At 71.1% G+C, this 14314-nt stretch carries 17 protein-coding genes; 13 read left to right on the forward strand and 4 right to left on the reverse strand.

The features are described 5' to 3' along the window. Nucleotides 1-466: hypothetical protein (locus tag Q1K57_RS01310; RefSeq protein WP_300078068.1), on the reverse strand; the 466-nt coding region annotated here is incomplete at its 3' end. Between the two features lie 5 nt (nt 467-471). Beyond that, nucleotides 472-774, reverse strand: a complete 303-nt coding sequence (locus Q1K57_RS01315) for a hypothetical protein (protein WP_300078071.1) — start codon at nt 772-774, stop codon at nt 472-474. A gap of 74 nt (nt 775-848) precedes the next feature. On the opposite strand from Q1K57_RS01315, the gene Q1K57_RS01320 reads away from it, so the two are divergent. Then, the gene (locus tag Q1K57_RS01320) at nt 849-1685 is read left to right on the forward strand and encodes a hypothetical protein (protein WP_300078074.1); all 837 of its coding nucleotides are present in this window, start codon (nt 849-851) and stop codon (nt 1683-1685) included. Nucleotides 1686-1692: 7 nt separating this feature from the next. Here Q1K57_RS01320 and Q1K57_RS01325 read toward each other — a convergent pair whose 3' ends face one another. After that, complete coding sequence (locus tag Q1K57_RS01325; RefSeq protein ID WP_300078076.1) at nt 1693-1905, reverse strand: hypothetical protein; 213 nt, start codon at nt 1903-1905, stop codon at nt 1693-1695. A 68-nt stretch (nt 1906-1973) separates the two neighbouring features. Between Q1K57_RS01325 and Q1K57_RS01330 the strand changes: the two genes are divergently transcribed. The 11 genes from Q1K57_RS01330 to Q1K57_RS01380 all read left to right on the forward strand — a co-directional run bounded on the left by Q1K57_RS01330 (nt 1974) and on the right by Q1K57_RS01380 (nt 12450). Continuing rightward, nucleotides 1974-3092, forward strand: coding sequence for a D-alanine--D-alanine ligase family protein (locus tag Q1K57_RS01330; protein WP_300078079.1), 1119 nt, complete (start codon nt 1974-1976; stop codon nt 3090-3092). Further along, nucleotides 3092-4069, forward strand: coding sequence for a thiamine-phosphate kinase (locus tag Q1K57_RS01335; RefSeq protein ID WP_300078082.1), 978 nt, complete (start codon nt 3092-3094; stop codon nt 4067-4069). The genes Q1K57_RS01330 and Q1K57_RS01335 overlap by 1 nt, the downstream gene beginning before the upstream one ends. Nucleotides 4070-4207: 138 nt before the next feature. Then, nucleotides 4208-4861, forward strand: coding sequence for a hypothetical protein (locus tag Q1K57_RS01340; RefSeq protein ID WP_300078085.1), 654 nt, complete (start codon nt 4208-4210; stop codon nt 4859-4861). Between the two features lie 66 nt (nt 4862-4927). Then, nucleotides 4928-7372 carry a DNA translocase FtsK gene (locus Q1K57_RS01345; RefSeq protein WP_300078088.1) on the forward strand — a complete coding sequence of 815 codons (2445 nt, stop codon included), beginning with the start codon at nt 4928-4930 and terminating at the stop codon, nt 7370-7372. A 168-nt stretch (nt 7373-7540) separates the two neighbouring features. Further along, a complete protein-coding gene (gene rimO, locus Q1K57_RS01350; protein ID WP_300078091.1) occupies nt 7541-8944 on the forward strand; it encodes a 30S ribosomal protein S12 methylthiotransferase RimO in 1404 nt (467 codons plus the stop codon). Further along, the gene (gene pgsA, locus Q1K57_RS01355) at nt 8941-9546 is read left to right on the forward strand and encodes a CDP-diacylglycerol--glycerol-3-phosphate 3-phosphatidyltransferase (RefSeq protein WP_300078095.1); all 606 of its coding nucleotides are present in this window, start codon (nt 8941-8943) and stop codon (nt 9544-9546) included. Before rimO ends, pgsA begins: the two co-directional genes overlap by 4 nt. Then, complete coding sequence (locus tag Q1K57_RS01360) at nt 9543-10034, forward strand: CinA family protein (RefSeq protein ID WP_300078098.1); 492 nt, start codon at nt 9543-9545, stop codon at nt 10032-10034. Before pgsA ends, Q1K57_RS01360 begins: the two co-directional genes overlap by 4 nt. An 81-nt stretch (nt 10035-10115) precedes the next feature. Then, nucleotides 10116-10385: a helix-turn-helix transcriptional regulator gene (locus tag Q1K57_RS01365; protein WP_300078261.1), complete on the forward strand. Its 270-nt coding sequence runs from the start codon at nt 10116-10118 to the stop codon at nt 10383-10385. Nucleotides 10386-10389: 4 nt separating this feature from the next. Continuing rightward, nucleotides 10390-10584 carry a DUF3046 domain-containing protein gene (locus Q1K57_RS01370; protein ID WP_300078100.1) on the forward strand — a complete coding sequence of 65 codons (195 nt, stop codon included), beginning with the start codon at nt 10390-10392 and terminating at the stop codon, nt 10582-10584. 226 nt (nt 10585-10810) lie between these two features. After that, nucleotides 10811-11881, forward strand: coding sequence for a recombinase RecA (gene recA / locus Q1K57_RS01375; protein WP_300078103.1), 1071 nt, complete (start codon nt 10811-10813; stop codon nt 11879-11881). Nucleotides 11882-11889: 8 nt separating this feature from the next. Next, nucleotides 11890-12450, forward strand: a complete 561-nt coding sequence (locus Q1K57_RS01380; RefSeq protein ID WP_300078106.1) for a regulatory protein RecX — start codon at nt 11890-11892, stop codon at nt 12448-12450. On the opposite strand, the gene Q1K57_RS01385 is transcribed toward Q1K57_RS01380, so the two are convergent. Then, nucleotides 12437-12691, reverse strand: coding sequence for a hypothetical protein (locus tag Q1K57_RS01385; RefSeq protein ID WP_300078109.1), 255 nt, complete (start codon nt 12689-12691; stop codon nt 12437-12439). The genes Q1K57_RS01380 and Q1K57_RS01385 overlap by 14 nt on opposite strands. A 110-nt stretch (nt 12692-12801) precedes the next feature. On the opposite strand from Q1K57_RS01385, the gene miaB reads away from it, so the two are divergent. Beyond that, complete coding sequence (gene miaB, locus Q1K57_RS01390; RefSeq protein WP_300078112.1) at nt 12802-14286, forward strand: tRNA (N6-isopentenyl adenosine(37)-C2)-methylthiotransferase MiaB; 1485 nt, start codon at nt 12802-12804, stop codon at nt 14284-14286. Nucleotides 14287-14314: the final 28 nt, after the last annotated feature.

Below are 14314 nucleotides of genomic sequence, written 5' to 3' on the forward strand. Positions count from 1 at the left end.
CGGCGACATGGACCAGTTGCCGAGCGAGTCCCTCGTCCGGGCGAGCGACACGACGATGATCGTCACGGACGGTGTCCTGCATCCCCAAACCCGGGAACTGGACCCGCGCATCTGGGCCCGGGGAAGCAGCGGCTTCGACAGGTTCCCGGTCGCCTTGGCCGACACCGCGTATCGCGATCTCGAACGGCTCGAGTACACGCACACCCCCGAGGCAGGGCCTTTGTCGAGCAACGTCTTCACGTTCGACGTCGTCGGCAAATACGACCCGTCGCTGATCGGTCGCACCAACAGCCTCGGCGAGGTGCCCCTGGACACCTATCGGGCGCCCGACGTGCGTGCCGCGGATGCGGCTACCGAGGAGGCGCTCGGCGACGAGGTGCTGCGTTCGGACCTGAATCCGGCGGGCTACCTGCAGAATCCGCCCGCCCTGTTGATCGCCCTGTCCGGTCTCGACTTCTTCACCCACGGGCGCTACACCGACATCAAGGACACACCGCCGTTGTCGAGCGTGCGGGTGCGGGTCGCGGACGTGACGGGCCCGGACGCCGCGAGCCGCGAGCGCATCCGGCTGGTGGCCGAACGCATCCAGGCGGCGACGGGGCTCGACGTCGACATCACGGTGGGCTCGTCGACGACCCGGCGCACCGTCGTGCTGCCGCCTTCGGCGCTCGGCGTGCCCGAGCTCAACCTCACCGAGGCGTGGACGGCCAAGGGCGTCGCCGTCGCCATCGTGGAGGCGTTCGACGTGAAGTCGATGGCGCTGTTCCTGCTCATCCTCGCCTCCTCCGCGCTCACCGTCGCGGTCGTGGCGCGGGCGTCCGTCGCGGCCCGGCGGCGGGAGTTGGGGGGTGCTGGCGGCGTCCGGCAGGCCGGGGCGGAGCATCACCGGGGCCCTCCTCACCGAGGCGGCGCTCATCGGCGGCGCCGCGGGGGTGCTCGGAGCGTTGGTGGCCTGGCCGCTCACGGGCGTGCTCGGCGTGGCGTTCGACCCGGTCCGGGCGGCGTTGGCCATCCCGGTCGCCGTGGTGCTCACCGTCCTGGCGAGCCTGGCGGCGGCCCTGTCGGCCGGCCGTCTCACCCCGGTCGCCGCGCTGGCGCCGGCCGTGCTCGGGGGGCGCCGCGCGTTGTTGCGGGTCGGTGGCCCGGTGCGCCTCGGCCTCGTCACGATCGGACGCCGCCCCGGCCGGTTGGCCGCCGGCGTGGCCGGGGTGGCGCTGGGCGTCGGCTCACTGTTCTTCCTGCTCGTGCTCAGCCAGCTGTTCCAGGGCGCCGTGGTCGGCACGCTTCTGGGCGATGCGATCGCCGTGCAGGTGCGGACGCCCGACCTCGTCGCCGGCGTGCTGCTCGCGGTGCTGGGCCTGATCGCGGTGGGTGTGATCCTGTTCCTCGGCCTCACCGAGGACGCCCCCAGTTACGCCTCCCTCACCGCGTCCGGGTGGCGACCGGGCATGCTCGCCGCGGCTGTCGTCACCCAGGCGCTCGTGATCGCCGTGCTGGGCGGGCTGGTGGGCATCGCCGTGGCGCTCGTGCCCATCGGGGTCCGCACCGGTGGGCTGCCCGCCGACTGGTGGGGGCTGGCTCTGGCGATCCTCGCAGGCACGTGCGGGGCAGGCGTCCTCGTGGCGCTTCTGCCCGCGCTCGGCCTCCAGCGCCTGCCCGTGGCCCAGCTGTTGTCGGGGGAGTGAGGCGCGCTCAGGGCAGGCGGGCGGCGACGATGACGCCGTCGCGCACCTCGGCCACGAGGCGCTGGCCGACGCGCAGGGAGCGCAGGGTGGCGTCCACCGCGCCGGCGGGCAGGACCAACGCCCGCCCGTGGTCGTCCACCACCCGCCAGCCGTCCGCCACCGGCGGGCCGACGGTGATGCCGCGCCGCTCGGCGCCGGGCGCAGTTGGTGTTCCTTCCACGAGCCGTGAGCCTAACGTCAGCGGGGCTCGCTAACCTGAGAGGGCACTTCGTCCGGAAGGGAACCCACATGCCCGAGGCCACGCGCACGCGCGTCGCAATCATCTTCGGGGGCGTCAGCTCCGAGCACGACGTCTCCTGCCTGACCGCCGGTGGGGTCACCCGGGCGATCGACGCGGACCGCTTCGGGGTCGTGGGCATCGGTATCACGCCGAGCGGCCGGTGGGTCCAGGTGTCGACCGACGACATGGCGGCCATGGAGGTTGCCGGCGGTGTTCTGCCGCGGCTCGACGAGAGCCGCCCGACGGCGCTGCTCGTGCCGACGGAGCACGGCGGGCGTGTCGCCACGCTCGACGGCGACCGGCTCGTTGATGCCCGGGACTTCGATGTGGTCTTCGCGCTGTTGCACGGACCCTTCGGTGAGGACGGCACCATCCAGGGTCTGTTCGAGATGCACGGGCTGCGCTACGTCGGGTCGGGTGTGGCGGCGTCCGCGAACGGCATGGACAAGGACCTCATGAAGGCTGCCCTCCAGTCCGCCGGGCTGCCCGTCTGCCCGTGGGTGAAGATCACGCAGCAGACGTGGGCCGAGGACGCCGATCGCCTCCAGCGCCGCATCGAGGACTCGCTCGCGTTCCCCGTCTACGTGAAGCCCGCCCGCGGCGGCTCGAGTGTGGGCATCTCACGGGCGGCGACGCCCGCCGACGTGGCTCCGGCTGTCGAGGAGGCCCTGCGCTGGGATCCGAAGGTGATCGTCGAGGAGGGCTTCGTCGGCGCGCGCGAGATCGAGCTCGCGGTGCTCGACCGTCTCGACGGCCCCCCGCGGGTGTCGCTTCCCGGCGAGATCCGCATGCACACCGAGGATGCCTTCTACGACTACGAGGCGAAGTACACCCCCGACGGCCAGGTCGACCTCGACATTCCGGCCCACGTGTCCGACACGCTGCTGGCGCGCGTCCAGAAGATCGCCGCGCGCACGTTCCGCGCGTTGGGTTCGGAGGGTCTCGCCCGGGTGGATCTGTTCGTGACGCCCGACGAAGAGGTCTTCGTCAACGAGCTCAACACGATGCCCGGCTTCACCTACCTGTCGATGTACCCGAAGCTGTGGGAGGCGTCCGGCCTGTCCTACCCCGACCTCATCGCCGAGCTGATCGAGTTGGCCGTCCACCGGCCGACCGGGCTGCGCTGATGGCGGCTCGCACGGTCGCAGACCTCGGGGAGTTCGGCCTGATCAGCGTGATCACGGCCGGCTTGCGGGGGTCGGACGCCGTCGGCGTGGGCCCCGGCGACGACGCCGCCGTGTTCACCCCGTCCGGAGACGTGGCGGTGAGCACGGACGCGATGGTGGAGGACGTCCACTTCAAGCGGGTCTGGTCGGGTCCCCACGATGTCGGACGCCGCGCCGCCGGTTCGGCGCTGGCCGACCTTGAGGCCCTGGGCGCTCGCCCGGTGGGCGTCGTGGTCGCGCTCACCTGCCCGGCCGACACCCCTGCCGACTGGGCGACCGAGTTCGCCCGGGGCGTCGAGGAGGAGTGCGGACTCGCCGGGGCGGTGCTCCTGGGCGGCGACATCACCCGGGGGGACAAGATCGTGGTGGCCGTCACCGTTCTCGGCGATCTCCAGGGCCGGACGCCGCTGCTCCGCTCGGGTGCGCGCCCGGGCGACGTGGTGGCCGCCGTGGGCCGCTTCGGGATGGCTGCGGCGGGGCTGGCCGTGTTGGCGCGGGGCTTCCGGTCGCCCGGCGCCGTCGTGCGGGCGCAGCGGGTGCCCGAGGTGCCGTACGGCCAAGGAATCGTGGCGCACGACGCGGGGGCGACGAGCCTCATCGACTGCTCCGACGGACCCCTTGCCGACCTCGGACACGTCGCGGCGGCGTCCGGTGTGCGGATCGACCTCGACAGCGCGGCCTTCGACGTCAACGAGGCCCAGAAGACCGTCGCCGCGGCGATCGGTGGGGGAGACCCGCTCACCTACATCCTCACCGGCGGCGAGGACCACGCCCTCCTCGGCACCTTCCCGCCCGGTACCGTGCCCCCGGGGTGGACCGTCATCGGCCGCGTCCTCCCGTCGGTCGAGCCTGAGTTGGTCGAGCCTGTCGAGACCCTGGTCACCGTCGACGGCGCCCCGTGGGCGGGTTCGGACGCGCCGGGGTGGCGTCACTTCTGACGACGGGGAGCGTTTGCGCCATCGGGATGCCCCGAAGATGTGGCAACTTCGCGGCCTGCTCATCCGTAGTGCATGTGACAATCCTGTGCAGGAGGTCACCCGCTCCCTCCGGTCCGGGTTCCAAGGAAGGAATCTGAGATGATCATCCGCCGTTCCGTCACCGTCTTGACCGGTCTCTCCCTCGCCGCGCTGACCCTGGCCGCCTGCGCCCAGTTGCCCAGCGCCACTACGTCCCCGTCCGGGACGACCCCCGCCACCACGCCGGCCTCCACGAGCCCGGCCTCCACCACCCCCACCACGTCCAGCCCCACCACGGCGGCATCCTCGCCCGGCATGACGCCGAGCGATGAGGCCAGCGTTCCGGGGCACCCGGAGTTCACCACGGTGCCAGCCGAGGACTTCCAGGCCGTCGAACTGGCCGGAGTCGGCGGCTGGGTGGCGCAGAATTCCGCCGGCACGGTGGCCTGTGGGGTGTTCTCCGCGCCGACCGGCACGGTGGCCGCCGGCTGCCAGTCGAAGTTCGAGGTGCCCCAGATGCTCGACTGCGGCAAGGATCCCGACTTCATGGCCCCGTTCATCACGTTCGACACCGCCGGCCAGGTCGTGTCCACGTGCGGCACCGAGGGTGTCTTCTGGCTGCCGAACACGAAGACCCTCGAGGACGGCCAGATGTTCGCCGCCAACGGCTACACGATCTTCGCCGAGGACGACGGCCTCGGCATGGTGCTCAACAGCAAGACGGTCGTGTTCCACCTCAACGAGTCCGAGGGCATCACTTACCCCGAGGCGTGACGCCCACCCCCAGGGCCCCGGCGTGGTCGCTCGACCGCGTCGGGAGCCCTTGTTAGGCTCCCGTCCATGGCGACCCGCGCGTCTTCCCCCACGCGGAGCCGATCGAACGCGTCTGGTTCGACGTCTTCTCGTGGCCGAAGCAACTCCAAGTCCAAGCGCACCCCGGCGAAGAAGTCCGGCGGTGGTGGTTTCGCTGCGTTCTTGGCGGCCGTCGGCCGCGGAGTCCGAGCCGTGTGGATGGGCCTCGCCCACCTGCTCGGCACGATGGTCCGCAGCCTCGGCTCCGGCGTGCGCTCGCTGGATCCCGAGCGGCGCCGCGACGGAACGGGCCTCGCGCTCGTCGCCCTCGGCGTCGTGATCGCGGCCGCCTTCTGGTTCATGCTGCCGGGCGCCTTCGGGGACGCCGTCCGCGTCGGTGTCGCCACCATCGTCGGCGCGGCGTCCGTCGTCGTGCCGCTCGCATGCTTCGCCCTCGCCTTCCGGACGCTGCGCGACCCCGAGGCCAACGGCCCGGCCGGACGCCAGCCCGTCGGCTGGTTGACCCTCGCCCTCGGCGTCCTCGGGCTCGTCTCCATCGCCAAGGACATCCCGTCGCCGACCGAGCCCGAGCGTCTGCAGGCCGCCGGCGGCGTGCTCGGTTTCATCTCCAGTTCGTTCCTGGCCGATCTGCTCACGGTGTGGGTGGCGATGCCGCTGCTCGTCCTCGTCAGCGTGTTCGGTCTGCTCGTGATCACCGGCATTCCGCTGCGCGAGTTCCCGGAGCGACTGGCCGCCCTCCGCGCACGGCTCCCGCAGCGTCCCGAACGGTCCGAACTCACCTACGGCGTGGACGAGGCCTACGACACCCCGCTGCTCGAAGAGCCCGACGAGGCCTACGACGTCGAGGACGCCGACGTGGTCCCCGGCGAAGTGGTGCCGGACGAGCCCAGGGCGCCGGTCACAGCAGGCAAGGCGCCGGGCGCGGTCACGGTCGACGAGCCGAAGGATCTCCAGCCGCCCGAACACTCCAACGAGCCGCTGCGCGCGGAGCAGTTGGTCCTCACGGGCGACGTCCAGTACGTCCTGCCGGAACCCGGCGTGCTCAAGGCGGGGACGGCACCCAAGGCGCGCACGGCGGCGTCCGATGCCATCGTGAGCAGCCTCGCGGAGGTGTTCGAGCAGTTCGGCATCGACGCGAAGGTGACCGGTTACACGCGCGGCCCGACGGTGACTCGCTACGAGGTCGAGTTGGGCACGGGGGTGAAGGTCGAGAAGGTGACGGCGCTGGGCCGCAACATCGCGTACGCGGTGGCGTCGGCGGACGTCCGCATCCTCAGCCCCATCCCGGGCAAGTCCGCGATCGGCGTCGAGATCCCGAACGCCGACAAGGAGATCGTGAGCCTCGGCGACGTGCTGCGCTCGAACCGGGCGCGCAACGACCACCACCCGATGACCGTGGGCCTCGGCAAGGATGTCGAGGGCGGCTACGTGCTCGCCAACATGGCGAAGATGCCCCACCTGCTCGTGGCCGGTGCGACCGGTTCGGGCAAGTCGAGCTTCGTGAACTCGATGATCACGAGCCTGCTCATGCGGTCGACGCCCGACGAGGTGCGCATGCTCCTCGTCGATCCGAAGCGCGTCGAGCTGACGCACTACGAGGGCATCCCGCACCTGGTCACGCCGATCATCACGAATCCGAAGAAGGCCGCCGAGGCGCTGCAGTGGGTGTGCCGCGAGATGGACGCCCGCTACGACGACCTCGCCGCCTTCGGGTTCCGCCACATCGACGACTTCAACAAGGCGGTCCGGTCCGGGGCGCTCAAGGTGCCGCCGGGCTCCGAGCGGGTGCTCGCCCCCTACCCGTACCTGCTCGTGATCGTCGACGAGCTGGCCGACCTCATGATGGTCGCCCCGCGCGACGTCGAGGACTCGATCGTCCGCATCACGCAGCTCGCCCGCGCGGCGGGCATCCACCTGGTGCTGGCCACGCAGCGGCCGTCCACCGACGTGGTCACCGGCCTGATCAAGGCCAACGTCCCGAGCCGGCTGGCGTTCGCCACGTCGTCGATGACCGACAGCCGCGTCATCCTCGACCAGCCGGGCGCCGAGAAGCTCGTCGGCCAGGGCGACGGTTTGTTCCTGCCGATGGGAGCCTCCAAGCCGGTCCGCGTGCAGGGCGCGTGGGTGACCGAGGCGGAGATCCGCCAGGTCGTGAAGCACGTCACCGAGCAGCTCGCCCCGCAGTACCGCGAGGACGTCGCGGCACCCCAGGAGTCGACGAAGGTCGCCGAGGACATCGGCGACGACCTCGAGCTCGTCCTCGAAGCGGCGCAACTCGTGGTCAACCTGCAGCTGGGGTCGACGTCGATGCTGCAGCGCAAGCTGCGCGTGGGCTTCGCCAAGGCCGGACGCCTCATGGACATCCTCGAGACCCGCGGCATCGTGGGCCCCTCGGAGGGCTCCAAGCCGCGCGAGGTCCTCGTGAAGCCGGATGACCTCGACGAGGTCCTCGCGAACCTCGCCGAGGGCTGAGTTCGCCCCGGCCGGAGGCGCTGGGCGGGAGATGCCGTTTCGGCATGTCACGCTCAAGGGGGTGTTCTTGCCGTGACACTTCCGGACGCCTCCTCTGCCCGGCCTGGCGCGCCACGGCGCGGACCGGCGCGGGTCATGGGTGAGGGACGCCTCGGCTAGCCTTGGCGGGTGACCCAGACCCGCGTCCACATCGTCTCCCTCGGCTGCGCACGCAACGAGGTCGACTCCGACGAGTTGGCCGGACGCCTCGAGGCCGGCGGGTTCGCCCTCGTCGAGGAGCCGGCGGACGCCGAGGCGATCGTCGTGAACACGTGCGGCTTCATCGAGTCAGCGAAGAAGGACTCCATTGACACGGTGCTCGCCGCCGCCGACCTCAAGGGATCGGGGCCCACCCAACGCGTGGTGGCTGTCGGCTGCCTCGCCGAGCGCTACGGCCGCGAGCTCGCCGAGGCCCTCCCCGAGGCGGACGCGGTGCTCGGGTTCGACTCCTACGCCGACATCGACCAGCGGCTCCGCCTCATCATGGCCGGCGCCCACGTCGAGGCGCACACGCCCACCGACCGCCGCCGGCTGCTGCCGCTCGCACCGGCAGCGCGGCGAGCGGCGGCGTCCGACATCTCCGTGCCGGGCCTCGGCGGCCCGCGCCCGGTGCGCCGCCGGCTGCACGGCGGGCCGTCGGCGCCGGTGAAGATCGCCTCGGGCTGTGACCGGCGCTGCGCGTTCTGCGCCATCCCGAGCTTCCGGGGCTCGTTCCTCAGCCGGCCGGTCGAGGACGTGGTGGCCGAGGTGCGCGCGCTGGTTGAGACCGGCGTGAAGGAGGCGTTCCTCGTGAGCGAGAACACCTCCTCCTACGGCAAGGACCTGGGCGAGTTGGCCGCGCTCGAGCGCCTGCTGCGCGAGCTCGACCGGGTCGACGGCCTCGTGTGGATCCGCGTGAGTTACCTGCAGCCGGCCGAGATCCGCCCCGGCCTGGTGGAGACCATGTGCTCGCTCGACAAGGTCGTTCCCTACTTCGACCTGTCGTTCCAGCACGCCGCGCCGGCGGTCCTGCGGCGCATGCGCCGCTTCGGCGACCCCGACTCGTTCCTCGCCCTGCTCGACCGCATCCGGCATCTCAGGCCGGAGGCGGGCGTCCGGAGCAACGTGATCGTCGGCTTCCCCGGCGAGACGGACGCCGACGTGGACGTCCTCGTCGACTTCGTCGAGGCGGCCCGGCTGGACGCCCTCGGCGTCTTCGCCTACTCCGACGAGGAGGGCACCGAGGCGGCAGGCCTCGCCGGTCACGTGGACACCGACGCGATCGCCGCCCGCTTCGAGCGGGTCAACGACCTCGCCGTCGAGCTCGTCGACGCCTGCGCCGCCGAGCGCGTGGGGGAGCGGGTGCAGATCCTCGTCGAGGCCCACGAGGGTGGGGACGCAGTCGGTCGCTCCGCCCACCAGGGGCCGGAGGTGGACGGGTCGACGTACCTGCAGGACGCCGCCGCGCGTCTGTCGGTGGGCGATCTCGTGTGGGGTAGGGTCGTCGCGTCGGACGGTGTCGACCTCGTCGCTGTGGAGGAGGGTGCGTTGTGACCACGGGCGCCGGGGCCGCCAAGCCCAGCAATTGGAACGTGCCAAACATCCTCACGGGCCTGCGGCTCGTGATGGTGCCCCTGTTCGGCTGGGTGTTGCTCGCGTTCCCCACCGACCCGGTGATGCGGTGGCTCTCGACGGCGATCTTCGTCATCGCGATCGCGACCGACGCGGTGGACGGCAAGATCGCCCGCAAGTACAACCTCGTCACCGACTTCGGCAAGCTGTGGGACCCGATCGCCGACAAGGCCATCACCGGCATGGCGTTCATCGGGCTCAGCATCCTGGGCGAACTGCCGTGGTGGATCACCCTCATCATCCTCGTGCGCGAGTGGGGCATCACGGCCCTGCGGTGGGCGATCATCAAGTACGGCGTGATGGCCGCCAACCGGGGCGGCAAGTTGAAGACGGTCATGCAGTCCGTGGCGATCATCATGTTCCTCCCCGGGCTGGCGTTCCTGCCCGTGTGGTGGGGCTGGATCGCGTGGGCAGCGATGATCGTGGCGTTCGTGCTGACCGTCGTGACCGGGCTCGACTACCTGCGTGAGGCCGCGAAGCTGCGGGCCCGCTACTTGGCCGAACACCCGGGGGAGGACCGATGAGCGACCTCGCTGAACGGGTCATCACCGTGATGACCGAACGGACCCTGAGCCTCGCCACCGCCGAGTCCCTCACCGGGGGCCTCATCGGGGCCACGCTGACGGGCGTGCCGGGGGCGTCCCGGACCTATCTGGGTGGCACCATCGCCTACGCCAGCCGCCTGAAGACCGACCTGCTGGGCGTGTCGGACGAGCTGATCGACCGCGTGAGCGTCATCAGCGAGGAGGTCGCCCTCGCCATGGCGGTCGGCCTGCAGGAACGCACGGACGCCGACTGGGTGGTCGCCGTGACGGGCGTGGCGGGGCCGACGCCGCAGGACGGGCACGAGGCGGGCGAGGTGTACGTGTGCGTCCGCGGGCCGGTGATCCCGTCGCTGGAGCCGGTCACGCGCGTGGAGCGCTACCAGTTCGAGGGTGACCGGGCGGCGATTCGCACGCAGACAGTCGACGCCGCGCTCAAACTGCTCCTCGGCGCCCTCGCCCCCGTGTAGGGTCGGGAACAACATCGGGCCGGCGGGCGTTGGGGCATGCGCTGGCATCCGGAATCGAGAGGGGGGGCCGTGGCTGTGCTCATGCGCGAGATGCTGGGCGAGACGCTGCGCGAGCTGCGCATGTCGTCGGCGAAGACCCTCCGCGAGGTCTCCGGTGAGGCCCGGGTGTCGTTGGGTTACCTGAGCGAGGTCGAGCGCGGCCAGAAGGAGGCGTCCAGCGAACTGCTGAACGCCATCTGCGGCGCGCTCGACGTGCCGCTGGCCGACGTGCTGCGTCTCGTCAGCGACCGCGTCGAGGCCCACGCCACCGTCACCCCGCTGCCGTTGCGGACGCCGCAGGCTGCGGCCTGAACGCGTGCGCGAAACCGAACTCTGGCGCCGTCTCGAGGCGCACCTGGGGCGCGCGTACGCCCGCCAGTGGGCCGAACACACCGCCTTGCCCGACCTCGGTGGGCGCACCGTCGTGGAGGGTCTTGCCGCCGGGCTCGGTGCACAGTCGGTCTGGCGCGCGGCGTGGGCCTTCCTGGACCTGCCGGCCTCCGAGCGCTGAGTGCCCGGACCCTTTCACGAGGTGACCGGTTCGCGACACGCGGGCGTGTCGGTTGGGCTTCGAACACGTGTTCGGTACTGTGGGTCACGTCCACACGGACAGGGTCGCGAATCCAGACCGGCGTCAACACGATGACGGATTGTCGGAGCCGATGCCTAATGTGAACGGTGACACGGGAGCTGGCTCCCACGAGGTCCACGCGGTGGGCGGAACGAAGGAGACGACGATGGCGGTTGCGGATCGCGAGAAGGCCCTCGAGGCGGCGCTGGCGCAGATCGAGAAGGCGCACGGCAAGGGTTCGGTGATGCGGCTGGGCGAGGAGACCCGGCAGCCGATCGAGGTGATTCCCACGGGGTCGATCACGCTCGACGTGGCGCTCGGCATCGGCGGCCTGCCGCGTGGCCGCGTGGTGGAGATCTACGGTCCGGAATCCTCGGGGAAGACCACGGTGGCCCTGCACGCCATCGCCAACGCCCAGGCGGCGGGCGGCATCTGCGCGTTCATCGACGCCGAGCACGCGCTCGATCCCGAGTACGCGGCCAAGCTGGGGGTCGACACGGACGCCCTCCTCGTCAGCCAGCCCGACAACGGCGAGCAGGCGCTCGAGATCGCCGACATGCTGGTGCGTTCCGGCGCCCTGGCCCTGATCGTCATCGACTCGGTGGCCGCGCTCACCCCGCGCGCCGAGATCGAGGGTGAGATGGGCGACAGCCACGTGGGTCTGCAGGCCCGCCTCATGAGTCAGGCGCTCCGCAAGATGACAGGCGCGCTCTCCGGTGCGGGCACCACGGCCATCTTCATCAACCAGCTGCGCGAGAAGATCGGCGTGATGTTCGGCTCGCCCGAGACCACCACCGGTGGCCGCGCGCTCAAGTTCTACAGCTCGGTCCGGCTCGACGTGCGCCGCATCGAGACGCTCAAGGACGGCACCGAGATGGTCGGCAACCGCACGCGCGTCAAGGTCGTGAAGAACAAGGTGGCGCCGCCGTTCAAGCAGGCCGAGTTCGACATCCTTTACGGTCACGGCATCAGCCGTGAGGGCAGCCTGATCGATCTGGGCGTCGACGAAGGCATCATCCGCAAGGCGGGCGCCTGGTTCACCTACGAGGGCGATCAGCTCGGCCAGGGCAAGGAGAACGCCCGAAACTACCTCAAGCGCAACCCCGAGGTGGCCAACGAGATCGAACAGCGCATCAAGACCAAGCTCGGCATCGGCGTGAAGGCCGACGGCGCGGCGGCCGATCCCACCGAGGTGCCTGAGGGCATCGATCCGGTCACCGGCGAGGTGGTCTTCTGACGCCCACGGTGTCCGGGCGCCGCCGGGCCGGCCGCGAGGAGCCGGAAGGCCTGCTCGACGACCAGCCCGAGGCCGACCAGGAGTCCGTGGCGCGCGAGATCGCGCTGCGCCTTCTGGAGGTCAGGGCCCGGTCGCGGGCGGAACTGGCGCAGGCCATGGCCCGCAAGGGCGTGCCAGGGGAGGTGGCCGAGGGCGTCCTCGACCGCTTCACCGAGGTAGGGCTCATCGACGACGCCCAGTTCGCGAGCCTGTGGGTGGAGGGGCAGCAGCGCCGCATGAAGTCGACGCGGGCCCTCAAGCAGGAGTTGCGCGCGAAAGGCGTCGACACCGAGGTGATCGACGAGGCGCTGGCCGGCACCGACGACGACTCCGATCATGCGGCCGCGCTCGCGCTGGCGCAGAAGAAGGTGCGCTCCATGGGCAACCTCGAGCCGCACGTCCGCTACCGCCGCCTCGCCGGCGCTCTGGCTCGGCGCGGGTTCTCACCCGGCCTGTGTCATCGCGTGGTGAGCGAGGTTGTCGAGGGGATCGACGATACCCGGGAATCCGGCGTCGTCAGCCCTGGGTGACGTCCTCAGCGATCTCGGCGGAGTCCTTGTGGGACAGGTCGTGCTCACCCGCATCGGGCACGGGATCGACGGCGTCATCCGGCTCGGCCGTGGGCTCGGTGCCGCCCTGCCCGTGGAGGGGACGCCGCCCGGTGAGGTCGTCGATCTCGGCGGGGTGGTGCAGCGAGGGGTCCTCGGCGGCCTGTTCCATGGTGGGTTCGGCGCGCTGGTCGAAGTGCGCGGCGCCCGGGAGGTCGGTCATGGTGGTCTCCTGTCGGTTGGCCTCCACCCTCGCGGGGCCAGGCGCTTCTCGCAAGGGCTTTCGTCGCGATGTCGCTCCCGCTCGTGCGGCCGGTAGACTCGCCCGTCGACATGACTACGCACGCCACGCCTCGCACGTACGAGGTCATCACCTACGGGTGTCAGATGAACGTCCACGACTCCGAGCGCATCTCGGGGCTGCTCGAGGATGCGGGCTATGTGCGCGCGCCTGAGGCGTCCCGCGGCGACATCGTGGTCTTCAACACGTGCGCCGTGCGTGAGAACGCCGACAACCGTCTCTACGGCAATCTCGGCCACCTGCGGCCCGAGAAGGTGGCGAACCCGGCGATGCAGATCGCCGTGGGGGGGTGCATGGCGCAGAAGGACCGCGAGACGGTCGTCGCCCGCGCCCCGTGGGTCGATGTGGTCTTCGGCACCCACAACATCGGCTCCCTGCCGGTGCTGCTCGAGCGCGCCCGCATCGAGCAGGCATCCCAGGTCGAGATCGAAGAGGCGCTGACCCGGTTCCCGTCCACGCTGCCCACACGCCGCGAATCGCCGTACGCCGCCTGGGTCAGCATCTCGGTCGGCTGCAACAACACGTGCACGTTCTGCATCGTGCCGCAGTTGCGCGGCAAGGAGGCCGACCGGCGTCCGGGCGACATCCTCGCCGAGGTGCGGGCGCTCGTCGCCGACGGCGTCCAGGAGATCACCCTGCTCGGCCAGAACGTCAACAGCTACGGCGTCGAGTTCGGCGACCGGTTCGCCTTCGGCAAGCTCCTGCGTGCGTGCGGTGAGGTGGACGGGCTCGAGCGCGTCCGGTTCACCTCGCCCCACCCGGCGGCGTTCACCGACGACGTCATCGCCGCCATGGCCGAGACGCCGAACGTGATGCCCAGCCTGCACATGCCGTTGCAGTCCGGGTCGGACGCCGTCCTGCGGGCCATGCGCCGCTCCTACCGCAGCGAGCGGTTCCTCGGCATCCTCGACCGGGTGCGCGCCGCCATGCCGGAGGCCGCCATCACCACCGACATCATCGTCGGCTTCCCCGGAGAGACCGATGCCGACTTCGAGGACACCTTGAGCGTCGTGCGCGCCAGCCGGTTCGCCGCCGCGTTCACCTTCCAGTACTCGATCCGCGCCGGCACACCTGCGGCCACCATGCCGAACCAGGTGCCGAAGGAGGTCGTCCAGGAGCGGTACGAGCGCCTCGTCGAGCTCGTCGCCGACATCGCCTGGTCGGAGAACAGGCGCTTCGAGGGCCGGGCCGTCGAGGTCTTGTTCGCCGACGGGGAGGGCCGCAAGGACGCCGCGACGAACCGCCTGTCCGGACGCGCCCGCGACAACCGGCTTGTCCACGTGACCATTCCCGAAGGCATGGAGCGTCCGCGCCCCGGCGATCTGGCTGAGGTCGAGATCACCCACGCGGCGCCGCACCACCTGAACGCCGACGGCGCGGTGACCAACGTGCGGCGGACAGCCGGCGGGGACGCCTGGGCCCGCTGGCACGAGGCCGGTCCGGAGAACAAGCCGTCGGTGGGGCTGGGCATGCCGCGGCGGAACAGCACTCAGGGCCGCCCCGAAGGGCGACCCTGAGCGAGATGGATCTGCGTCTTGGACGGAA

Source organism: Propioniciclava sp., from assembly GCF_029977985.1.
Taxonomy (GTDB): Bacteria; Actinomycetota; Actinomycetes; order Propionibacteriales; family Propionibacteriaceae; genus Propioniciclava.